We start from the raw sequence: 22,413 nt of genomic DNA on the forward strand, positions 1-22,413 counted from the left end.
CCACCATCGCGAGTTCTTTTCGAATGCAACATGTTTGCGGTCATGCCCGGCAGGTGAAGGCAACGGCGACGCTGGGTCAACAGGGCTACGCCGCTTCGTCACGACAGATGGCCCCGGTCGATTTCCCGCTGAATCTGCTCTTCGGTTATCGGTCGCATGCGCAGGAAAACGCCGAGGCCATGAAAGACGAGGCCGATCCCGCAGCCCAGCGCGGGCCATATCGGCCAGAAGTACCCGCCGGAGGTAAAAAACCAGATCGCGATCAGCGCCGCGTTGCCGAGGATGTAAGCGCCCAGGTGCCACCAGAAACTGCGCTTCGCATGGATGCGGGCTAGCGCCTGGCGTCGCTGTTCATCGGTCATATCGCCTCGTTCGAGCCGGCAATCTCCAATGTCCTCGAGCATACGGGCAGGCTCGACGGAAACGTAGTGCCTTGCTCGAGGTCGGGGCCCCTTTGCCGGCAGTGACGTAGCCGGTGCGCGCACCGGCTGGTCGGCTGTGGCCCGAAAACGCTTGCCCGGGTGAGTGGTCCAGATGCCCTACCGCGTGGGGTCCACCGCGGCCGCGGTCAGCTGAAGCGAGCGTTCAGAGTCGCGAGGCCGAAGATCTTGCGGCCACCGGACTTTGCGGCGACGATGACGACGCCGGTGCGGGTCGCCGGGTCCAGCGACTTGATCCGGCCGCTGTATTCGATGTCCGCGCCTTCGGCGGCGGACACGATGGCGGGCTGGGACAGCCGCACCGCATAGCGGGTAACCGCGCCCGGGTCCCCCGACCATGCGGAGAGGAATCCGGCACCCAAACCCATGGTCAGCATCCCGTGGGCGATCACATCGGGCAGCCCCGCCAGCTTGGCGATGTTTTCGTCCCAGTGAATCGGGTTGGCGTCGCCGGCGACGCCAGAGTAGTTGACCAGGTCGCCGCGGGACAGTCGCGCGTGGCGGACCGGCAGCTCGTCGCCCACCTGCACGTCATCGAAGGACGGCGTACCCGGCGTCCGGGTCGTGCCACCGTCGGCGATGCGAATCTCGCCCTCGGGGCGCACCGTCTTCTGATACGCGGCATCGGCTGCGGCGATCTCGAGGATGTTCACGTCGTGCATGATCGTGTTCTGCACGGCCGACTTGATCGCCGGATCGACATCCTCGGCGGTGATGCCGACGACGGTGGTGTGCAAGGTGTGCACCCGTTCGCCGGCGGTGTCGGTGAAGGTGTTGGTCACGGTGATGAGGTCTCGGCCGGCAATCCTGCGTACCGAGGACAGTTCGACATCCACGTGCAGTTCGTCATCGGCCACGATCGGGCGGTGCTGCTCGAAGACTTCTTCGGTCTGCATGTAGGTGTCGTAGCCGACGACCACCGACTCGAACAGGTAGCGATTGGCGGCCATGGCCGGTATCGACGTGAAGGTCAGCGGCGTCACCAGACCGGAGTAGCCCAGCTTTTCGGCGGCGGCCATATCCCAGTGCGCAGGGTGGTAGTCCTGCACGGCGCGGGCATATTCGCGCACTTTCTCGCGGCCGACCCGGTAGGTTTCGTCCAGCCGGTAGTAGTGGCCGACCCGCGATTCCATCGCCGACGCTTCTGCTGCTGCGGTCATGAATTTGCTCAACTTTTCTATCGGCTTGTTCGGTGTGGCCGACCAGAGCACAGTAACGCGCCAAAGCCGCGTTAATAGACACCGATGGCGTTTGCCTGGCTGCTGTGGCCGACGGCGGGGGTGTGCCGATGACCGGCCTGATCAGCCCGCCACGCCGTCCATGTGGTCCACCCCGGCGGCGCCATCGAGAATTTCTGTTCCGTCCGCGCTGCGGTCCCTAATTGGCGTTTGTCGAATTGTGGCACTATTTTGCTGGGGTGATGTCCTCAGCTTTTGGCGCACTCGCTCGCCGGATCGCCCCCTTCCTGGCCGTTTCGGCCGCCGCATACCTGGCGTTTTTTGCCGCCCCGGCGCCGGTCGTTCCGGCCCCGCCGATGACCCTGGTCGACGGGGCAAACCCGCTGGCCGGGCAGCCTTTCTACGTCGATCCCGGCTCGGCCGCAATGGTCGCGGCGCGCAACGCCAACCCGCCGAGTCCTGAGCTGAACGCCATCGCCAACACCCCACAGTCCTACTGGCTCGACCAAGCGTTCCCGGCCTCCACCGTCGGCGGCACGGTTGCCAGGCAGACCGGTGCCGCGCAGGCCGCCGGCGCCATGCCGATTCTGACGCTCTACGGAATCCCGCATCGTGACTGCGGAAGCTACGCATCGGGTGGGTTCGCGACGGGTGCCGACTACCGCGCATGGATCGACGCCATCTCGTCGGGCCTGGGCTCGGCGCCCGCGGCGATCATCGTCGAACCCGATGCGCTGGCCATGGCCGACTGCCTTTCGGCCGACCAGCGCCAGGAACGCTTCGACTTGGTGCGCTACGCCGTCAACACGCTGACCCGTGATCCGGCCGCTGCCGTCTACGTCGATGGCGGGCATTCGCGCTGGGTGAGCGCCGAGGAGATGGCTGCCCGGCTCAACCAGGTCGATGTGGGCCACGCGCGGGGTTTCAGCCTCAACATCTCGAACTTCTACACCACCGATGAGGAAATCGGCTACGGCGAGGCGATATCGGGGATGACGAACGGTTCGCACTACGTGATCGACACGGGCCGAAATGGTGTCGGCCCGGCCCCGGAGTCCCCGCTCAACTGGTGCAACCCTGACGGCCGCGCCCTGGGCGTGGCGCCTACCACCGCCACCGCCGGCGCGCATGCCGACGCGTACTTGTGGATCAAGCGTCCGGGTGAGTCCGACGGGTCATGCGACCGCGGTGAGCCTCAGGCGGGTCACTTCGTCAGCCAGTACGCCATCGACCTGGCCCACAACGCGGGCCAGTAGCGGTCTCACGTACCGGCCCATGCCGGGCCGGCCGGTCCCGTTGCCGCCTGACTCTACCATGTGGTAGGTCTATCTTTCCGGATTAGGCCTACCAAATGGTATGGCTATTCCTCTGTGAGGGCGGGATAGGGGGCGAGTGCGATGATCTCCACCAGCGGGACCGAGCGGCGTGCCGACGGCCGTCAGCTGCGCTATCAGCACCGGCGCGGCGAAATCTTCGACGCGGTCATGGCCCATGTGCTCGAACACGGGATTACCGGTCTGTCGTTTCGCACGCTGGCCGCCGCGGTCGGCGTATCGCATGTGACGCTGCGCCACCACTTCGGCACCAAGGACCAGCTGCTGGTCGAAATTCTTGGCGCGATCGGCACTCGGATCGTGATTCCGGAGCAGCTCGGCGCCGATGATGTCGAGGCGCTGTGGCGGCGTTGGAACGAGCCGGGAGCGCAGCGGCGGTCTCAACTGCTTTTCGAGGCCTACGCGCAGGCAGTGCGCCACCCAGACGAGTACCGCGGGTTCCTCGACCGCATCGTCACGGACTGGATCGAAACGATCCGTCAGCACGCTGTGCAGGCCGGATGCCCCAGTGAAGAGGCCGAGAATTTCGCCACGCTGCTCATCGCCCAGTTGCGCGGCCTGCAATTCGACCTGCTTGCCAGCAATGACCGGGCCCGTGTGGCCGCGGCACTAGGCACCGTTGTCGATGGCGTCCGCGCCAAACGCGCCGAATGGGACGCAAGTCGCTAATGGTGCGGTGAGACCGGAGGCTGGCGAATTTATGGAGTTCGGCGAAACGTGACGAGTCCGCAGCCTGAGTAGTACCGTGACGCGTCAGTCCTTCTTCACTATCCGGGAGTGGGCATGCCGAATATGGATATTCTATTTCAGCCGCTGCGAAATTCGTTGTACACGTCCCTAGAGCTGATGAGCGGCTTCGATCCGGAACGGCCACTCAGCGCCGCCGAAACGTTGGACTTTCACACCTATCGTTACTTCACCGCCAATGGCGGCGCGTGCCCGAATGACCCCTACGCCGGGATGATGCAGGCATTGCACGATCACTCGATCATGCGCGCAATATCGAAGTTCTTCACCAGCGTCGAGGTGCCCACGGTGGCGATCATGGGCGGTCACGACGTGCCGCGTAGCGCCGCAAGATACCTAGATGTCGTGCACGTTGCGCGGACCCTGACCCAAGGTGGATGCCTGGTCGCCAGTGGCGGTGGACCCGGCACGATGGAAGCCACCCACCTAGGTGCGCTGCTGGCGACCGCCTCGGATCAGGACGTGGCAGATGCGGTGCAGCACTTGAGGTCGTGGCCGACGTTGCCCGACACCACGTCGGTGGTCTCGCAGACCGGTGAGGTCGACACCGCGATCGTGCGCCAGTTGCACAGTTGGGCCAAGCCCGCCTTCGAGATTGCCCAGACATTCACCGATGCCGGAGGGCGCAGTCTGGCCGTTCCCACCTGGCACTACGGCTGCGAACCGCTGACACCGCTGGCGACCCATGTGGCGAAGTATTTCCAGAACAGCCTCCGCGAAGACATGCTGCTCTCGCTGGCCGCCAACGGGATCATATATACCCAGGGCTCCGGCGTTGTTGATTAGCAGGCTTGTGAGCTGGGGAATTGTGGATTGAGGAGGTCTAGGCGGCGGTTGGCGGTCAAAGCGGTGATCCGGCAGGCTTCGGCGATGTTGTCGGCGCCGTTGAGGCGGTGCAGATTGATCGCGGTGTTGCGTAGCGTTGCTAGGACCTGTGCGCCGTTTCCGGTATGTGCCCTTTGACGGTCTTCGTCGAAGGTGACGTCGCGTATCCAGTGCAGGCTGTTCTCGATTCCCCAGTGTTGACGCATCCAGGTCATGATCGCGGTAGGGCGGGCGTGCTCGAACGGCAGGCTGCAGATGGCATAGACCACCTCCACGCTGCGCTGGTCGGTGGCGGTGATCAAGCGTTCACGAGTGATCCGGATGATTTGTTTTGCGTAGGGGAAGCCGATTCCTCGTGCAGCGGTGATGATTTGCAGGGTGCGGGTCTCGACACGGCCGTGGCCGCGGGAGTCGTCGGTAGCGGCTGTGGGCACCTCGGCCCAGGGCAGCGCGGTGATACGCGCAAGTATTTTGGCTTGGTTGGACTTGACGATCATCAGGTAGTGCGACTTCAAGGTGGCGCAGATCAACTTCGCGGTGACGACCTGGGTATGCATCGCATCCACGGTGACCAGCCACCGCAAGCTACCCGGCAGCAGCGTGAGCAGGGCACGTACGCAGGGAATTTCATTGCTTTTCTCGGCGACAGCGAGTTGACCGAGCACCAATCGGGCACGGTGGGCGAACACCGACACGAGATGCGTGGCTGTCGCTTTGGCGCGTAAAGCACCACGCAGCATCTTGCCGTCCAACGCGATCGGCACCAATCCACTGGGGTCGCTGCTGGCCACGTGTGCAGTGAAGTAACTGCCCATCCTGGCGTTGAGGTCGGCGGGGTCTAGCCGAGACAAAACAGCGCGGAAGGTCTTCTCACTGGGCCGCCGGAACCGGACCCCTAATTGGGCCAACACATCATCGGGAGCGGTGGCCGCCCATGTGGCAAAACCAGCATAGCCGCGCATCCCCGCGGCAGTGGCCAGAACCGCGATCGCCAACAAAGCCATCAGCGAATACCTCCGACCGCGTGGGTCCCTCGGGTCTGGCACCGAGGCCAACACATCGAGAAACTCCGATCCGATGAGCTCGCTGCGCTCACCAGGACTCCAGCAGTCGAACACCTCTGGAACCGACGACACAGGCAATACTGAAACGGTAGGCACGGGCAACTCCAGACCAACGACGAACAGTAACCAACTCGATCGTTCTCCAGATAGCCCGTGCCTACACTCCGGCCCCAATAGCGCGGCACCAAAGATCATCAACCCAGCTCACAAGCCTGCTAATCAACAACGCCGGAGCCCTGCATATATACCCCCGGCGCATCGGGAACACTGCAGGAGGTTTTCCAGAACGCCGCCCAAAACTATTACCCGAGATCCGGCCAGGAATTTTCTCCGATGATCTTCTACGGCAGGGAATTCTGGACCGAAAAACTACCGGTGCTGCCGGTTCTTGAAGGCCTATTCGTGGGTAATGCGAAGCTGACGCCCGAGGAATTCGGCCGGTTGATTCGGGTGGTCGATACCGCCGAGGAGGCGGTCAACGCCCTGCTGGAGCATCGCCCGTCGACCACCAAGATGATCCGTCGGATGCAAGCCGAGGGATTTGGGCCGATCCTGGCGGCCGCCGCCGGATCCGCTGAGGCGGCCACGAGTGTGCTGGGGGCGCGCTAGGTTCTTGGCGCCAGTGCCCGCGCTCAACTAGTCGGGCGGGGTAACGGTTCGAGCACGTTTCGGTCGTGACGCGACAGGTCGTTCGGTGCCCTGGTGGTGCTGCTTGAACAATGCGGGCATGAGGCAATTGGCCGGCCCGCACGCGGCGGGGGCCTGACATTGGCGCGTGAGATCTCGCGCCAGGCGTTCTTGCGTGGCGCCGCCGGTGCGTTGGCCGCCGGTGCGGTGTTTGGTTCGGTCCGCGCCGCCGCCGAGCCGAATCCCTCCGGCTGGGAGGGGCTTTCTTCGGCCCTCGGCGGGAAGGTTCTACGACCCGACGATGGACCCCAGTTCGCAACGGCCAAACAGGTTTTCAACACGAACTACAACGATTTCACGCCCGCGGCGGTCGTGACCCCGACATCGGCGGCAGACGTGCAGAAGGCGATGGCCTTCGCGACCGCCCACAACCTCAAGGTCGCCCCGCGCAGTGGCGGACACTCCTACATCGGCGCGTCCACCGCCAACGGTGCCATGGTCCTCGACCTGCGACAGCTTCCCGGCGACATCAACTACGACGCCGCCACCGGGCAGGTCACCGTGACACCGTCGACCAGTCTGTATGAGATGCACCAGGTGTTGGCCGGGGCGGGGCGAGGCATCCCGACGGGCACCTGCCCCAGCGTCGGCGCCGCCGGGCACGCGTTGGGCGGAGGCCTGGGCGCTCATTCCCGGCACGCGGGCCTGCTTTGCGACGCGTTGACCTCGGCGGCGGTGGTGTTGCCCAGCGGCCAGGCGGTCACCGCGTCCGCCGCGAGCAACCCGGATCTGTTCTGGGCTTTGCGCGGCGGCGGTGGCGGCAACTTCGGCGTCACGACCTCGCTGACCTTTGCCACATTCGCCACCAAAGACCTCGACGTGGTGAACCTCGACTTCCCGCCCGAGGCCTTCGCGCAGGTTCTGCTGGGTTGGCAACAATGGCTGCGCACCGCCGATCGAAACAACTGGGCGCTGGCGGACGCCACCGTCGACCCGATGGGCACGCATTGCCGGATTCTTGCCACCTGTCCGGTGGGGTCAGGTGGCAGCGTGGCTTCGGCCATCACCTCCGCCGTCGGGGTGCAACCGATCGGTACCGACCACCACACATTCAACTACCTGGATCTGGTGCGGTACTTGGCCGTCGGGAACCTCAACCCCGCACCGCTTGGCTACGTTGGCGGGTCCGACGTGCTGCCCACCATCAACGCGGGTGCGGCAAAAGGGATCGCCTCGGCGATCGACGCCTTCCCGCGCGGTGCGGGCCGCGCTTTAGCGATCATGCACGCACTTGACGGTGCCCTGGCCACGGTGGCGCCGGGGGCCACGGCCTTTCCGTGGCGCCGGCAGTCGGCGCTGGTGCAGTGGTATGTCGAAACCCCGGGCTCCCCGGCCGCGGCGAGCGGCTGGCTCAACACGGCACATCAAGCAGTGCAACCGTATTCGGCTGGTGGCTACGTGAACTATCTGGAGGCAAACCAGCCGGCGTCGCGCTACTTCGGTCCGAACCTGTCCCGGCTGAGCGCCGTTCGGCAGAAGTACGATCCCGGCCGGGTGATGTTCTCCGGACTGAATCTCTAGCGGCCAAGTGGCGGCAATCCCGGGCTGCCCGATGGCTAGGGGCCTAGCGACGTCGCCAGCAGTTCCGGCACATACTGCACCAGGCTCGGGACGAGGCCGCCGACCGGTGGGCCGGTGATGGTCAGTGAATTCAGCAGGGGGAGTACCGGTGTCGTCGCCGTCAGGGAGAGTGGTTGTAGGGGACTGAGCAGACCGGAGAACGGAATGTCAGCGGCCACGGACAGCCCGGGAAGCGACAGCTGCATCGATAGCGTCTGGCTGCCGTTGAGGAATCCGTTGGCGATATTGGCGGGGGTGTCGGCGAGCGTGCTGATTGCACCCATCGTGTCGCCGGCCTGTAGCGCCCCGAAAAATGCTGTGCCGCTTGCTCCGACGGCCAGGCTCGCATTGACGGGGGCGCCCAAAGCGTTGAGGGCCAGAAGCTGCGGTAGCCCGAGCCCGACCCCGAGCGATATGCCCGACGGAGTCAGCGACGTCAACGACAGCGAGACCGGGCTGCTGAACGCTTGATACAGGGTGGCGGAGCCCTGTGCGAGGTTTGCCGGTATCGCCAGCAGCGGCAGCACGTTGCCGCTGGCCAGTGAGTTGGAAATCAGCTGCGGATACCCGGTGACGGCGTGTGTCAGGATGGGCACCGTTTGGTTGGTCCAGGTGTCTGCAATGGTCTGCAGATTGGCGGTGGTGTTGGCGACCAGGCTCGGGAAACCGCCGGTAGTGACGGTGGCGGTAGCTGCGGTCTCGGCGCTGAGGTAGGCACCACCGCTAGCGGTCAATAGATCGATCAGCTGTTCGTGAAAGGCCTGCGCCTGGGCGCTGATCGCTTGGTAGTCGGAGCCGAAGGCGCCGAACAACGCCGCGATCCCGGTCGATATCTCATCTTCGGCCGCGGCCGCTAATGGTGTTGCGGGGGCGGCTGCGGTCGCGCTTGCCTCTCCCAACGTGGAACGAATAGCCGCCAAGTCTTGGGCCGCCGTCGTCATCAGCTCTGGTGTCGCGAGTACAAAGGACATTTCCTTCTCCCATCGACGCATTACCGTGGGTGCCCGATGATAAGGGCGAAAATGAGCGTAACGGCACGTCAGCTCGCCGGGTGGGAAAACTGATTTTTGACTGATTGGGCAATTTGGTCCCGCGCGTTTTCCGGCAACGCCGTTCAATCACCATTCATTTGGGAGTGGCTCTGACGGCATGCCCGGGTACGGGCAATGTTGAAGGCCCGAACCGTCGGGTTAGCCGCGTTGTGGGAGAAGGGACTTGAGCCCAGTGCCGGCCGGGGCGCCACCGATCGACTGCCGATACGGCCTGCCCGGCTACTACGCTCGAGTCCAGGCATTCTCGCCGACCCACTTGGAGGCTCCGATGACCGAGATCGATCCCACTCCACTCACCAAACGCCGCCTGGCCGTCGACGGCAAGCAAATGGCGTACCACGAAAGCGGTGAGGGCCGTTCGGTTGTGTTCCTGCACGGCAATCCGACCTCATCGTATTTGTGGCGCAACATCATTCCGCATGTGTCCGATCGCGCACGCTGTATCGCTCCCGATCTCATCGGGCAGGGTGACTCGGACAAGCTCGATGACACCGGACCGGGCAGTTACCGCTTCGTTGAGCATCGGCATTACCTCGACGGCCTTCTTGACCAGCTCGACCTCGGCGATGATGTCGTTTTGGTGATCCACGACTGGGGCTCGGCCCTCGGATTCGACTGGGCTAATCGCCACCGCGAGCGGATCGGCGGCATCGCTTTCATGGAGGCCATTGTGCGGCCGGTGACTTGGGCGGAGTGGCCCGAGTCCGCAGCGGGAATCTTTCGGGGGTTTCGCTCGGATGCGGGTGAACAGATGGTCATTGACAAGAACCTGTTTGTGGAGGCGGTCCTGCCCGGTTCCGTCCTGCGCGGTCTCACCCCCGCCGAACACGACGAGTACCGGCGCCCGTTCGTCGAGCCGCGACACTGCCGGCCGACGCTGAGCTGGCCGCGTGAGATACCAATCGAGGGTGAGCCTGCCGACGTGCATCAGATCGTTTCCGACTACGCCCAGTGGCTGCCCACCGCGGATTTCCCAAAGCTGTTCATCAACGCCGAACCCGGTGCCATTCTCACCGGACCGCAACGCGAGTTCTGCCGAAGTTGGACCAACCTGACCGAAGTGACGGTGCCCGGTAGCCACTTCATCCAAGAGGACAGCCCGCATGAGATCGGCCAGGCGATCGCTGACTGGCTGTCGAGTCTCGGCTGAACGCGCAGCACCGCCGAGCAGTGCGCGCACTGCCTGCGCTAGCTAGCAGCTGAGGCACTGTGGTGCTATCAGAAGTGGACCCCAGGAGTTCCTGCCGGAAGACAGGGCCTGGGGTTTGGCGCTTTTCAGGCCCGGGTTTCTATCATCGTCACTTGGGATTCGATCAGGGCGTAGTCCTCGGAATCGCCACAACGATGCTGCGTGACGGCGCCGCAACAGGCGTCGGGAATCCACAGCATGGGCTTAGCGGGACCACCGACGTGATCAAGGTGCAGACGACCTCCGAAGCGCGTTTCCTGCGCAGATTGCCCACGGTTCGATGGTCTTTTTGGTCATCTTTGAGGCCGCGTGATTCCACGATCGCCTGGCCAACGTCGATCGTGACGAGTTCCGGCAATAGCCGGTCCATGCACAGTCGCCGTTGCCACTCGGGGTGCTTCGATGGTGGTTGGCTGGCGTGCATCAGCAACACGTGGGCGAGAAAGCGGTTGTACTACTTCCAGCCACTGCGCCGTCTCACCTACATCTTCGACTGGGCCTGCGTGGACAACGCCGAGATCAAGCCAGGCGGCACACCACGAGCAGCACGACTCCAGCGCATTTCACGAGCATTACGGCCCAGAACACTGACCGGAAGGCTTTCAGCAGATCCGTACATTTAGTAGCTACGTATGTGCTTCCACGGTGTACCAATCTCCCGGTCGCGAAAAGGATTTCAGGCATACAGTATGGGAGGCCGGGCGTGCTGCGCTTCTGCACGTCACGGCTCACGTGTTGAAAGTGTCCCAATATCAACCGATTCTGGAACACCGCGCGGCTGGCCTACGCAGCCGCAGGCATCAGCGGCGCTTACGCTCTGCTCGCCGTTCTCTGATGACAATCAAGGGAATGAACAGGGCCAGCGCGCCGGCCGAGACAATGACCCAGTCGGTCCGGCCGGTGGTCAGCAGGACCACGATCAGCGCAACGACCACACCACCGGCTGCGAGGTAGGACGCCAGAGGGTAGTGCGGGCGACGCGCCAGCCCGAACGCGCCAGCGCCCCACAGTGCCAGCCCAAACGCGCCAGCCAGGATCGCAGCAACGAGCAGGTCTGTCATTTGCTGCCTACCAGGCATCCGAGCAGATTCTTGCCCGCGACGAGGGTGCCGAAGCCGCTGGCCACGGCGGCGACGCCCCCCACCCCGGTCTCTGCGGTCAGCGTCAAGATGCCGGTGCTGACCAGACCGCTGGCGAACAGGGTGGTCCGGTCGAACCAGTCGCTCGTAGTGCAATGGGTGCGGGCGTAGTCGATGTCGCTCATGTGCGCCTGTAGATCCGCCACCTGGCGCGCAACCAGGCGGTGCGGGGGTCGTTTTCGGGCAGTGACTGCACGAGCTGTTGCAGGTTGTCCAAAAGACCCTGGCCGGTGAGGTTGGCTGGGTCGCCACCGAGGATCATTTGCTGCAGCTCAGGGCTCAGGCCGGGCGCTCCCGGTGGGGGCGTTCCATCAGGGGTGTCCCACGGCGCAAACGGAGGTGGCTCGCCGCCGTTCTGTTTGAAGTCGACTAACTGGACCCCGTTGGGGTGGGTGGTTGGGGCTTGCGTCGCGGGGATCGGGTTTTGCGCAAAGCCGACACTGCTTAGGTCAGCGGTGGCGGCGGTGAGTTGACCCGCCACCTTGGCGTCGGCCCCGTCGAGCTGTCGGGCGTGTAGCCGGATGTCACCGGCGAATGCTTGCGCCTGGGCTTGTCGAGCGGCCTGCTCGGCGGGCGTGCCGCTCCTGTGGGTGTCGGTGACAGACAAGTCTTCTCCGACAGTGAATCCCGCGTTGTGGGCGTCCTCGACAGCATAGAGAACTCGTCTTTGGGCTGCGCTGATGTCGCTGGCACCATTGCGCGCGATCCCGGCTGCCTGGCGCAGCATATCGGCTTTTGCGCCGACAATCGGCAGTTCGGCGCTGGTCCGTTCCCGTAGCGCGTCCCCGCCAGCGCCGCTCCAGCCCAGGGCATAGGACTGGTTTCGCATCTGGAAGAACGCGTTTTCCCACTGATCGGCGGTCTTGGTCCAGTAGCCGGCCGCATCGATGAGGTGCTCGGTGCTCCATGCCCGGACTGGGGACAGGGTGGCCGGCATCTACACCACCCTCACCTGCGTCACGGCGGCCATCTCGCCCGCTGCGGTCGCCTCTTGGTTGGCGTAACCTGCGGCAGCTGCGGCCACCGCGGCAGCCGTAGCCTGAGTTCGGGTGGCCAAGGCCACCCCGGTACCGCCGATCGCTGCGCCGATACCACTGACCGCCGCCGCAGTGGCTTGAAACGGCTGGCCCGGTGCCGGCGGCGTTGCCCCGGCAGCGAGTTGGGCGCGAAGGTCCTGCCATTGACTAGCCGTAACTCCCAGCTGACCAAGTTTGACATGCAGTTCATCCGATCCCACCCGCGCGAGTCTAAAGCCAGGGCCGCGGGGACGCCATTTAGCTTCATGCGCGCTCGTTGGATTCGTGACCAGTGACGTTGTGCGCGTGTTGACCAGGTTTGGACGCACCTGCCGTGGCTTTTCTGTCGTCGTAGGTTTATGCCGCCGCGGCGGCCGGGGAGAGCGGTGCATCGGCCAGGCGGGCGGGCCGCAGTATCGCTGGCCCGGCCAACGGCGTTGGCGGTTGTCCTAGCTAGGTCGGCGATCAACTGCTTTTGGCGGCCGACCGGCGCGCTCTTCCGGCGGATGCTGGCCCTGATGGGTAGTGCATCGGTGCGCGAAATCGATGTGGTGACGCCCTTTTGCCGCGGATGACGGCACGGGCTTTGGCGTTGGCCGGCATGGGGGGCGTAGCGATCGTCGGTTGCTGACCATCTTCGGTGAACGTAACGACCCCTTGGGCTTTCAGCGGCGATGGGCCGCGCTGTTTCCCGACACGGCACAACGGGGCCCTCGCGGGCGGCTAACCGGACTCGGCTACCGACGGTCTTCTGGTGCGCGGTGTCCATCAAGGAATGCCGCGACCAGGGCGCCGAAGTCTAGTTGCGATGCCAGTGCTTCGGCCCCGGTGCGCGACCACAGGCCGGCGGCCATCAGCGGTCCAAGCAGCATCACCAGCTTTTGGTAGGGGTCGCCGGGTGCCAGTTGGCCTTGGGTCTGGTGCGTTTCGATCACCTGCGCCGCGTTGTGCAGGTTGGGTATCAGCGCCGCCATGGCCGTACCGAGTTCGGGATTGCGGGGCACCTCGACCGCCAGGGTCACCACCGCGCCCCCATACTTCTGGACGGTCTCGGCATAGGCGGTCACCAGTGCAAGGAGGTCGCCCCGGATATCGTCGGTGGCCATCACTCGCGCGAATGGGGAGTTCGCCAAAGCGTGGGTGAGCGCGCTGTTGATCAGCGTGGCCTTGTTGCCGTAGCGGCGAAACAGCGTCACCTCGTTGACGCCGGCCCGGCGGGCGATCTCCTGGGTGGTGGTAGCCCGGTACCCGCACTCGGCGAAAACCGTCACCGTAATGTCGAATAGGCCATCGACGTCGATATATCTGGGCATTTGCGGACGTGCCGCACTATGACGTGAGCTGGATCGCTGATCCCAAGAGCTGAACAGCATCTCGGGCGGGCCGAGGGCGCCGGGCCGCAACAAAATCGGTTGACCGTCTGCTGGCCGGGTGTGATCCTGGTCCGTTGACCATTGCCCGACCAGTATCCAACCCGGTACCCGATCAGCAGACAGCCATGACCCTGACCAACGATGAACTGACCGACCTGACCACCGGCCTAAACGGCGGTGATGAGGCGCGCCGCCAGCCCATCACGGACGTCAACGCGTGGCTGGACGGGCTGGAGTACGGCGTCCGGCCCGCGCTGCGCGCACTCGGCGAGTTGCTGATCGGCGCCGCCGAGCGCGAAGGTTGCGAGAACGCCGATCGCTTCATCGCACGCTGTCTGGGCGTGCCGGATTCCGGGCACCTTCTGGACGAAGAACGCGATCTCAATCCCGTTTCCCGGTTGACCACCGCGCTGGCGCTGGCCGAATGGATCGAGCAACACGCGCACGCCTGCGAAGTCGGCCCGGGCGAGCACGCTTACCCGCCGAAGTGGACCCAGACCGAGATCGGTGGCCGCCGCTACCGCCACCCACTGTGCTTGTGCGTGCACTTTCCGGCCGGGACGCTGCTGGCTGAGACGGGTTGCGTCATCCACATCGAGGCGCGCGAGACGGTCATGCATTCCGCCGAGGTCAGCGCGTACGCAACGCCGGACAACCAGGCCCATGCCCGCGCCGTGCTGGATCGGCTCGCCGAACGGGCCAACGAACTCAACCCATACCGGGGCGAAGCGGTGCGCGCGACCAACAACCGCGGCCTGAACTTCAGTGTGATCGACCTGCCATCGACGGCGACCCGCGACACCGTCATCGTCCCCGACGCGGTGTGGACCGAGGTAGATCTCGGTGTCGCCTCGGTGCGCGACCGCCACGACCTGCTCAACGCGCACGGCCTGGGAGCACGGCGCGGTGTGCTGTTGTGCGGCCCGCCCGGCACCGGCAAGTCGGCGGTCAGCGCGGTGGTGGCGGCCGAGGTGGTCGGTGAATTCACCGTCATCTACGTCGAGGCCAAAGCGGGGGCGGACCTGCTGACCGCCGTTGTGGAAGAGGCCCAGCGCCTCGGCGGTCCGGTGCTCATCGTGTTGGAAGACGTCGACCTGTGGTGCCGGGACCGCCGGGCCGGTGATGGCGGCCTCTCGGAGCTGTTGGCGGCAATGGACATTCGGCTCGAGGCCCGCATCCTGACCCTGGCCTCCACCAACGACGCCGAGACCCTGGACAAGGCGGCGGTGCGCACCGGGCGGTACGACTCCATCGTCGAGGTCGGCTACCCCAACCGCGCCGACGCCGCCCGCATTCTGGCGGCGCTGATCCGCGACATTCCCGGGGGAGCGGCCGTCGACACGGCGGCGGTAGTGGCCGCACTCCCCGAGCGGACCAGCGGTAGCGATATCCGCGAAGTCGTCCGCCGCGCCGTGCTGGCCGGCGATCGCGGCTCCGTGAGCACGGCAGCGCTGCTGGCTGAACTGGGCAGCGGGCGCTACCGGGCGACGGTGCCGCACGGGATGTACCTGTAGAGCCGCGGGCGGGATTGGTGCCGGTTCGCCACCACCGCCTCGGCGAAAGCCATTGCTTCAGTGGACATTAGCCCGGTCTGGCGTGCGAAGGGCGCGGCGGCGAGTTTCGCCGCGGCCGGTTGGTCCGCCGATGGACGCGCCCGGCGATGTAGTTTGACGAGGTGGCCTTCCAGCGCTCGGCAGCATCTGGTGACGTTCCCGCCGAATACGACGAGGACTCGATAACGGTCACCTCGCCCAAACGCGAAGCCGCGGGTGTGCGCGCGGTGCTGGTGTCGCTACAGCGTGGCCTGGAACAGATGGGCGCATTTCGTACCGCGGCCGCGCTGGCCCGCCTGAATCAGCGCAACGGCTTTGATTGCCCGGGCTGCGCGTGGCCCGAAGAGCCCGGTGGCCGCAAACTGGCCGAGTTCTGCGAGAACGGCGCCAAGGCCGTTGCCGAGGAGGCCACCAGGCGCACCGTCACGCCGGAATTCTTCGCCCGGCATTCGGTCACGGAATTGTTGGCCAAGCCCGAATACTGGCTTTCCCAACAGGACCGCCTTTCCCATCCGATGGTCCTGCGGCCCGGCGACGACCATTACCGGCCGATCGGCTGGGACGAGGCCTACCGGCTGATCGCCGAGCACCTCAAGGCGCTGGGAAGCCCGGATGAGGCGCTGTTCTATACGTCGGGGCGTACCAGCAACGAGGCCGCCTTCTGCTACCAGCTTCTGGTCCGCAGCTTCGGCACCAACAACCTGCCCGATTGCTCGAACATGTGCCATGAATCCTCGGGGTCGGCCCTGAGCGAATCAATCGGGATCGGAAAAGGATCGGTCACCGTCGAGGACGTCGAGCATGCCGACCTGATCATCATCGCCGGGCAAAACCCGGGCACCAACCACCCGTGCATGCTGACGGTGCTGGAGAAGGCAAAGGCCAACGGCGCAAAGATCATTGCCATCAATCCGCTACCCGAGGCCGGGTTGATCCGGTTCAAAGACCCGCAGAAGATGAACGGGGTGGTCGGGCACGGTGTGCCCATCGCCGACGAGTTCGTGCAGATCCGCATCGGCGGCGACATGGCGTTGTTCGCCGGGCTGGGCAGGCTGCTGCTGGAAGCCGAGGAACGCGCCCCGGGCACCGTCGTCGACCAGGCCTTCGTCGACCAGCATTGCGCCGGGTTCGATGAATATCGGCGTCGTACCTTGCAGATCGAGATGGACACCGTGCTGGCCGCGACGGGCGTTGGCGCGCCGCAGCTCGAGCGCATCGCGGCAATGGTGATGGCCTCGCAGCGCACGATCATTTGCTGGGCAATGGGCTTGACGCAGCACAGCCACGCGGTGGCCACCATCGGCGAGGCCACCAACCTGCTGTTTCTGCGCGGCATGATCGGCAAGCCGGGCGCGGGTGTGTGCCCGGTGCGCGGACATTCCAACGTGCAAGGCGACCGCACGATGGGCATCTGGGAGCAGATGCCCGAACAATTCCTGGCGGCGCTGGATCGCGAATTCGGCATCGACAGTCCGCGCAAACACGGCTACGACACCGTGGCCGCGATCCGGGCCATGCGCGACGGGCAGGCGGCGGTGTTCATGGCGATGGGTGGCAACTTCGCATCGGCCACTCCAGATACCGCCGTCACCGAAGCGGCCTTGCGCAGTTGCGCACGGACCGTGCAGATTTCGACGAAACTCAACCGCAGCCACCTGGTGCACGGCAGCACGGCGCTGATCCTGCCGACCCTGGGCCGCACCGACCGCGACCTTCGCGACGGCCGTAAGCAGGTGGTGTCGGTGGAGGATTCGATGTCGATGGTGCAGCTGTCCCGCGGCAGCCTGCATCCGCCCAGCGACCAGGTGCGCAGCGAGGTTCAGATCGTCTGCCAGCTCGCACGCACCCTACTCGGAGCGCAGCATCCGGTTCCGTGGGAGCGATTCGCGAGCGACTACGACACCATCCGCGACGCCATCGCCTCCGTGGTGCCCGGATGTGCGGACTACAACCTCAGGGTGCGTCAGCCCGATGGCTTCCAGCTGCCCCATCCGCCGCGCGATGCCCGCGAATTTCCCACCAGCACCGGAAAAGCGAATTTCTCGGTCAGCCCACTGCAGTGGGTTCCGGTGCCACCGGGACGACTGATCCTGCAAACGCTGCGCAGCCACGACCAGTACAACACCACGGTGTACGGGCTCGATGATCGCTATCGCGGGGTGAAGGGTGGCCGGCGGGTGGTGTTCCTGCATCCCTCCGACATCGAAGCGCTGGGACTGACGGCGGGGGAGCGTGTCGATTTGGTGTCGGAATACCACGATGCGGGCGGCAATCTGCAGGAGCGGCGGGCAAAAGACTTTCTGGTGATTGGCTATTCGACTCCGGTCGGCAACGCGGCGGCCTACTATCCGGAGACCAATCCACTAGTGCCGCTGGACCACACCGCGGAAAAGTCGAACACCCCGGTCTCGAAGGCGATCGTCGTGCGGGTGGAGCCGGCCTCGGGTGGCGAAGACCGCCGGTAGTGCGGCTCGGCGCGGCTCAATGCCCGGCGTCGAACTCGATCGGCAACGTTGTCGGTCCGCTCAGCCCGGTCAGCGACTTCCATGGGGCAGCGCCGGTGCGCCGGGCTCCGGGCATGCGCTGGGTGATGATCCGGAGGGCTTCGGTGAGTTCGCGGCGGGCGAGATTGGCGCCCAGGCAGTAGTGCATACCGGCACCGAAGGTTTGGATGGGCCCCGCGATCGGGCGGCTGATGTCTAGCCGGTCGGGATCACGGTAGAGCGCCGGATCGCGGTTGGCGGCGCCGGTGTTGGCGATCACCAGCGTGCCGGTCGGGATCATCACGCCGGCCAATTCGACGTCGTCCAGTGCGATTCGCAATGTGCTGAAGGTGATCGGCGAGTGGCGCATCGTCTCTTCGGCGGCGTTGGCCGCCAGGTCGGGATGTTGGGCCAGCAGTACCCATTGGTCAGGGTGATCGCATAGGGCTTGCACCGAGGCGGCGAGCTGGTTTCGCGTAGTGTCGGTGCCGCCGATGAGCAGCCCCGCGACGAGCATCCGCAACTCGTCGGAGCTGAGGCAATCACCGTCGTCTTCGGCGCGGATCAGCGCGGAGATCAGGTCCTCGGTCAAGCTGCCGCGCCGCGCGGCCACCATGTCGTCGATGTAGGCGTCGAGCTCGTCCCAGGCCGCCAGGATGGCTGGCTGCTGGGCGGCGGCATCCCAGCTGAAGGCCTTGAGGATGTCGTCGGTCCAGCCGGAGAACAGTTTCCAGTCACCCGCCGGTGCTCCCAGCAGCGCGCAGATGATCGGGATCGGGTACCGGCGAGCGATATCGGCGACCACATCACAACGTCCACGATCGGCACAGCGGTCGACCAAATCGGTGATGACCTCGGTGATCGTGGTGTTCAACCGCCCGGTCGCGCGGGGGGTGAAGGCCTGCGACACCAGCCGGCGCAGCCGATGATGCGCGGGGCCGTCAAGACTGATCAGGTTGGCGGCAAGACGATCCCACAGCGGTCCGGACGTGATGCCCTGGGCGGCAAGGAACATGCCCGGCGGCATCCGGAATCGAGGGTCGCGCAGCACGGTGTGCACCAAGTCGTAGGTCAAGAGTTCGGGCCCATGCGGGCCGAGGGCGATCGGCGACCGGCGCCGCGCTTCGGCGAGGATCTGGTGGGCCTCATCGGGGCTCTGCGCGTTCTGGTAGTCAATGTTCGGCAGACCGGCGGCAAAGACATTCGGGGCGACCTGGCGGTCAACGGTGCTGGTCATGATCTCCTCCTCGGGCGCGTCTCGGGCTCAACGATGAGGCTGTGCGGACTCGGCCACGACGCGTAGATCTGCGCCAGCGGGGTCGTAGATTTGCGCAGTGCCGAGAGCGCACCTACGCGCTGACGCCGATGTTTCGCCACCTACACCCCAGCGATGCTGGCTAGCATGAGCGAGATCGACCCACGCGCGGAAGCACCGCTGGTGGACTGGAGTGATGTCGACATGGGCGAGCTGCTGCCGACCGGAACGGTCACCTTGCTGCTCGCCGATGTCGAAGGCCCTACCCGGCTGTGGCAGAACCAGCTCGAGCCGATGACGGCAGCCGTCGCGCACCTTGATTCCGTGCTGGCCACGACCGTCGCGACTCATCATGGGGTGCGGCCGGTCGAGCAGGGTGAGGGTGACAGCTTCGTGGTCGCCTTCGCTTCCGCTCGCGAGGCCATCGCATGCGCGTTGGACTTGCAGCGATCACCGCTGGGGCCGATCCGGCTGCGCATTGGCGTACACACCGGCGATATCCAGTTGCGCGACCCCAATGACCCGACCAACTACATCGGACCCACCATCAATCGCACCGCACGCATACGCGAACTGGCCCACGGCGGCCAAACCGTAATATCCGGTGCCACGCAACTGCTGGTTGTCGACCAGCTGCCGGATGGGGCCTGGCTGGCTGATCTAGGGCTGCACCCGCTGCGGGACCTGCCCCGGCCGGAGCGCGTGGTGCAGCTGTGTCATTCCGGCCTGCAAAATGACTTCCCACCGCTGCGGACTACCAAATCCAGTGCTGTGCACCGGATGCCGGCGCGACTGACCCGGTTCGTGGGGCGTATCGCGCAGATGGCGGACGTGCGGTCCCTGTTGGCGGACAACCGGCTCGTCACGTTGACCGGCGCTGGGGGTGCTGGCAAGACACGCCTCGCGGTGGAGATCGCGGCCAGCGCGGTGGACGAATTCGGTGATGGCCTCTGGTACGTCGACCTCGCGCCGGTCAGCCACGCCGAGGCCGTTCCGGTGACGGTGGCCCGCGCACTGGGCCTGTCCGATCAACCGGGGCGCTCAACGGTCGATGCGCTCGCTCGGTTCATCGGTGAGCACCAGGTGCTCGTCGTGCTCGACAACTGCGAGCACCTACTGGATGCGACGGCTGCCCTGCTGCTGGAATTGACCGGCCGCTGTCCGGCAGTGCGGCTACTCGCCACCAGCCGAGAACCCCTCGGTGTGCCGGGCGAGGTGACGTTCCTGGTGCCGTCGCTGTCGGTGACCGAAGCCACTGAGCTATTCACCGACCGGGCGCGGCGCGTTCGCCCGGACTTCGCGGTGACCGACGACAACACGACCGCGGTCACCGAGATCTGCAATCGGCTGGACTGCATGCCGTTGGCGATCGAACTGGCCGCCGCGCGAGTCCGAGCCCTGTCCATCGAGGAGATCCGCACGGGCCTGCATGACCGGTTTCGGCTACTCACCGGTGACGCACGAACCGTGGTGCGTCGCTAGCAGACCCTACGGGCGTCGGTGGACTGGTCCCATGCGCTGCTGACCGAGCCGGAGCGGGTGCTGTTCCGCCGAATCGCAGTCTTTCTCGGTGGCTTCGACCTCGACGCCGCCCAAGCCGTCGCGGGTGACTCGCAGGTGCAGCGCTACCAGGTCGTCGACGAACTCGCGCTGCTCGTCGATAAGTCGCTTGTGATCGCCGAAAGCGGCGGGGGCCCAACGCGCTACCGGCTTCTCGAGACCGTGCGTCAATACGCCCAAGAGAAGCTCGCGGAATCCGGCGAAGTCGAGGCGGTTCGCTCGCGCCACGTCACTTACTACAAGTCAGTGGCGAAGCTGTTGGACGCGCCCACAGGCGCCGACCATGAACGCAGGCTCGCGCAGGCCGAGGAGGAGCTCGACAATCTACGAAGCGCGTTCGGATGGAGCCTGGAGACGCGCGACTTCGACAGCGCACTGGAGCTGGCCACTTCGCTTCACCCGGTGTGGATGACGCGCGGCCAGGGCCGAGAGGGACTGGCCTGGTTGGAAGCCGGGCTGGGTAATGAAGCTGGGCTGGGTAATGAGGATGTCCAGGTTTCTCCTTCAACCCTGGCGCGCGCGCTCGCCGACAAAGTGACGTTGTTGGCGTGGACGGGGTCGATGGCAGGGTTTGATGACACCGAGCGTGCCCTGACGATTGCGCGAGAGCTGGCCGACCCCGCACTGTTGATCCGCGCGCTCGTCGCCCGCGGAGTGATCACGGCCTACGACGCCGACGTCGCGCGCCCCTACTTCGATGAGGCGGCCCAGCTCGCGCGTGAACTCGGGGATTCCTGGTGATTGAGCCAGATCCTGAGCCTGCAGACCCGGGCGGCGATGGCCGCCGGAGACCCGATTGCGCTCGAGGCGGCGGGCGAGGAGGGGCTGCGGATCGCGGAGGCGATCGGCGATCGCACGACGTCTCGGGAGTGCCGCGGTGCGCTCGGCTGGGTGCGGGCCTGGCGGGGAGATCCAATCGGAGCACTGCACCAACTCGGCGAGGCAATCGCTGAAGCCAGCGCGGCCCACGATCTGTTGCTGCTGATGATAAGTCAAGTGGTGCAGGGATTTACCTATGCCTACGTCGGTGACGCAGACGGTGCGTGCGCCTGCGCGGATGCCGTCTTCACCAGTTCGGCGGAGCTGGTGGGCGCCAACGAGGGGCTCGGCTATGCGACAGCCGCAATTGCGTGCCAGGCCGCAGGGGATGCGACGGCGGCCTGGCAGGCCTATCAGAAGGCCCGCGAACTCGTGGGTATGGACCCGCAGATGGCCGGCGTTTTTCCCTTTGGGGCGTTGGCGCCGTTGGTGAGTGGGGACCTGAGCGCGGCGCGCCGTTGGGCCGACGACGTCGTGTCGACCAGCTACGGCTGCTACCTATCGGTGGCGCTGACGGCCCGGGCGCGGGTCGCGCTGGCGCAGGGTGAACTGGGGCAGGCCGATCGGGATAGCCATGCCGCCCTGTCGTGTAGCGCGGCCAACGGGACGACTCTAGGAGTCGCCGACACCTTGGAATGTCTCGCCGAGCTGGCAGCCACTGAGGGCGATCGCCGAGAGGCCGCCCGGTGGCTAGCTTCCGCTGAGGCGATTCGGCACCGCACCGGCGAAGTCCGCTTGAAAATCCTCGACGCGCACTGCGAAGTCGTTCTCGCCGAACTTCGCAACGAGTTGGGGGAGCAGGACTTTGCCGCGGTGTGGGGACAGGGCGCGGTCATCTCGACGGACGAGGTGATCAGCTATGTGCGGCGTGGCCGGGGCACGCGCAGGCGGCCCAGCAGCGGATGGGGTTCGCTCACCCCCACCGAGCATGACGTCGTTCGACTGGTTCAGGAAGGGCTGTCCAATAAGGACATCGCCGCGCGGATGTTCATCTCACCGCGTACCGTGCAAACCCACCTCACCCACGTCTACACCAAACTCGGGCTGACCTCGCGGATCCAGCTCGTTCATGCGGTCGCCCGTCACGCCTGATCCGGGTCACGGCGGGCGACGCGGGCGCCGACGGAGGTATCGCGCTG

17 protein-coding genes and 2 pseudogenes are annotated in these 22,413 nt (G+C 65.6%); 9 read left to right on the plus strand and 10 right to left on the minus strand.

Going from position 1 to position 22,413, the window contains the following annotated elements:
• Positions 1–98: 98 nt before the first annotated feature.
• On the minus strand, positions 99–362 hold the full coding sequence (locus MPSD_RS00500; protein ID WP_086085761.1) for a 2TM domain-containing protein: 264 nt from the start codon (positions 360–362) through the stop codon (positions 99–101).
• A gap of 206 nt (positions 363–568) precedes the next feature.
• On the minus strand, positions 569–1,600 hold the full coding sequence (locus MPSD_RS00505) for a fused (3R)-hydroxyacyl-ACP dehydratase subunits HadA/HadB (RefSeq protein ID WP_036427045.1): 1,032 nt from the start codon (positions 1,598–1,600) through the stop codon (positions 569–571).
• 260 nt (positions 1,601–1,860) lie between these two features.
• Between MPSD_RS00505 and MPSD_RS00510 the strand changes: the two genes are divergently transcribed.
• The 3 genes from MPSD_RS00510 (at position 1,861) to MPSD_RS00520 (ending at position 4,485) form a co-directional block, all read left to right on the plus strand.
• Complete coding sequence (locus tag MPSD_RS00510; protein WP_232022709.1) at positions 1,861–2,874, plus strand: glycoside hydrolase family 6 protein; 1,014 nt, start codon at positions 1,861–1,863, stop codon at positions 2,872–2,874.
• 141 nt (positions 2,875–3,015) lie between these two features.
• A complete protein-coding gene (locus MPSD_RS00515) occupies positions 3,016–3,621 on the plus strand; it encodes a TetR/AcrR family transcriptional regulator (protein ID WP_015353950.1) in 606 nt (201 codons plus the stop codon).
• A 123-nt stretch (positions 3,622–3,744) separates the two neighbouring features.
• The gene (locus MPSD_RS00520) at positions 3,745–4,485 is read left to right on the plus strand and encodes a hypothetical protein (RefSeq protein WP_232022710.1); all 741 of its coding nucleotides are present in this window, start codon (positions 3,745–3,747) and stop codon (positions 4,483–4,485) included.
• Here MPSD_RS00520 and MPSD_RS00525 read toward each other — a convergent pair.
• Positions 4,482–5,684, minus strand: coding sequence for an ISAs1-like element IS2404/ISMul1 family transposase (locus tag MPSD_RS00525; RefSeq protein WP_420811992.1), 1,203 nt, complete (start codon positions 5,682–5,684; stop codon positions 4,482–4,484). The two genes, MPSD_RS00520 and MPSD_RS00525, sit on opposite strands and share 4 nt — an antisense overlap.
• A 237-nt stretch (positions 5,685–5,921) precedes the next feature.
• Between MPSD_RS00525 and MPSD_RS00535 the strand changes: the two genes are divergently transcribed.
• Positions 5,922–6,197, plus strand: coding sequence for a hypothetical protein (locus MPSD_RS00535; RefSeq protein WP_232022712.1), 276 nt, complete (start codon positions 5,922–5,924; stop codon positions 6,195–6,197).
• A 159-nt stretch (positions 6,198–6,356) separates the two neighbouring features.
• The gene (locus MPSD_RS00540; protein WP_020785392.1) at positions 6,357–7,796 is read left to right on the plus strand and encodes an FAD-binding oxidoreductase; all 1,440 of its coding nucleotides are present in this window, start codon (positions 6,357–6,359) and stop codon (positions 7,794–7,796) included.
• A gap of 35 nt (positions 7,797–7,831) precedes the next feature.
• Here MPSD_RS00540 and MPSD_RS00545 read toward each other — a convergent pair whose 3' ends face one another.
• Positions 7,832–8,806, minus strand: coding sequence for a PE family protein (locus MPSD_RS00545; protein ID WP_119571690.1), 975 nt, complete (start codon positions 8,804–8,806; stop codon positions 7,832–7,834).
• A gap of 349 nt (positions 8,807–9,155) precedes the next feature.
• Here MPSD_RS00545 and MPSD_RS00550 point away from each other — a divergent pair, with 349 nt between their 5' ends.
• On the plus strand, positions 9,156–10,037 hold the full coding sequence (locus MPSD_RS00550) for a haloalkane dehalogenase (protein ID WP_036427044.1): 882 nt from the start codon (positions 9,156–9,158) through the stop codon (positions 10,035–10,037).
• Between the two features lie 839 nt (positions 10,038–10,876).
• Here MPSD_RS00550 and MPSD_RS00560 read toward each other — a convergent pair.
• The 5 genes and pseudogenes from MPSD_RS00560 to MPSD_RS00575 all read right to left on the minus strand — a co-directional run bounded on the left by MPSD_RS00560 (position 10,877) and on the right by MPSD_RS00575 (position 13,544).
• Entirely contained in the window at positions 10,877–11,137 is a 261-nt protein-coding gene (locus tag MPSD_RS00560; protein ID WP_012392117.1) for a hypothetical protein, read from the minus strand.
• On the minus strand, positions 11,134–11,340 hold the full coding sequence (locus MPSD_RS28665; RefSeq protein ID WP_232022713.1) for a hypothetical protein: 207 nt from the start codon (positions 11,338–11,340) through the stop codon (positions 11,134–11,136). The genes MPSD_RS00560 and MPSD_RS28665 overlap by 4 nt, the downstream gene beginning before the upstream one ends.
• Before the next feature lie 161 nt (positions 11,341–11,501).
• Positions 11,502–12,152: pseudogene (locus MPSD_RS28670) on the minus strand (hypothetical protein); the annotation flags it as partial.
• Entirely contained in the window at positions 12,153–12,452 is a 300-nt protein-coding gene (locus MPSD_RS00570) for a hypothetical protein (protein WP_020785386.1), read from the minus strand.
• A gap of 516 nt (positions 12,453–12,968) precedes the next feature.
• Positions 12,969–13,544 carry a TetR/AcrR family transcriptional regulator gene (locus tag MPSD_RS00575; protein ID WP_020785384.1) on the minus strand — a complete coding sequence of 192 codons (576 nt, stop codon included), beginning with the start codon at positions 13,542–13,544 and terminating at the stop codon, positions 12,969–12,971.
• Between the two features lie 185 nt (positions 13,545–13,729).
• Here MPSD_RS00575 and MPSD_RS00580 point away from each other — a divergent pair, with 185 nt between their 5' ends.
• Together MPSD_RS00580 and MPSD_RS00585 are read left to right on the plus strand one after the other, a co-directional pair.
• Positions 13,730–15,118: an ATP-binding protein gene (locus MPSD_RS00580; protein WP_086085251.1), complete on the plus strand. Its 1,389-nt coding sequence runs from the start codon at positions 13,730–13,732 to the stop codon at positions 15,116–15,118.
• Between the two features lie 161 nt (positions 15,119–15,279).
• Positions 15,280–17,622, plus strand: a complete 2,343-nt coding sequence (locus MPSD_RS00585; protein WP_086085246.1) for an FdhF/YdeP family oxidoreductase — start codon at positions 15,280–15,282, stop codon at positions 17,620–17,622.
• Between the two features lie 16 nt (positions 17,623–17,638).
• On the opposite strand, the gene MPSD_RS00590 is transcribed toward MPSD_RS00585, so the two are convergent.
• Complete coding sequence (locus MPSD_RS00590) at positions 17,639–18,877, minus strand: cytochrome P450 (protein WP_020785381.1); 1,239 nt, start codon at positions 18,875–18,877, stop codon at positions 17,639–17,641.
• A 153-nt stretch (positions 18,878–19,030) separates the two neighbouring features.
• On the opposite strand from MPSD_RS00590, the pseudogene MPSD_RS00595 reads away from it, so the two are divergent.
• A pseudogene (locus MPSD_RS00595) lies at positions 19,031–22,366 on the plus strand (LuxR C-terminal-related transcriptional regulator).
• Positions 22,367–22,413 lie beyond the last annotated feature (47 nt).

Origin of the sequence: Mycobacterium pseudoshottsii JCM 15466 (genome assembly GCF_003584745.1) — a bacterium.
GTDB lineage: Bacteria > Actinomycetota > Actinomycetes > Mycobacteriales > Mycobacteriaceae > Mycobacterium > Mycobacterium marinum.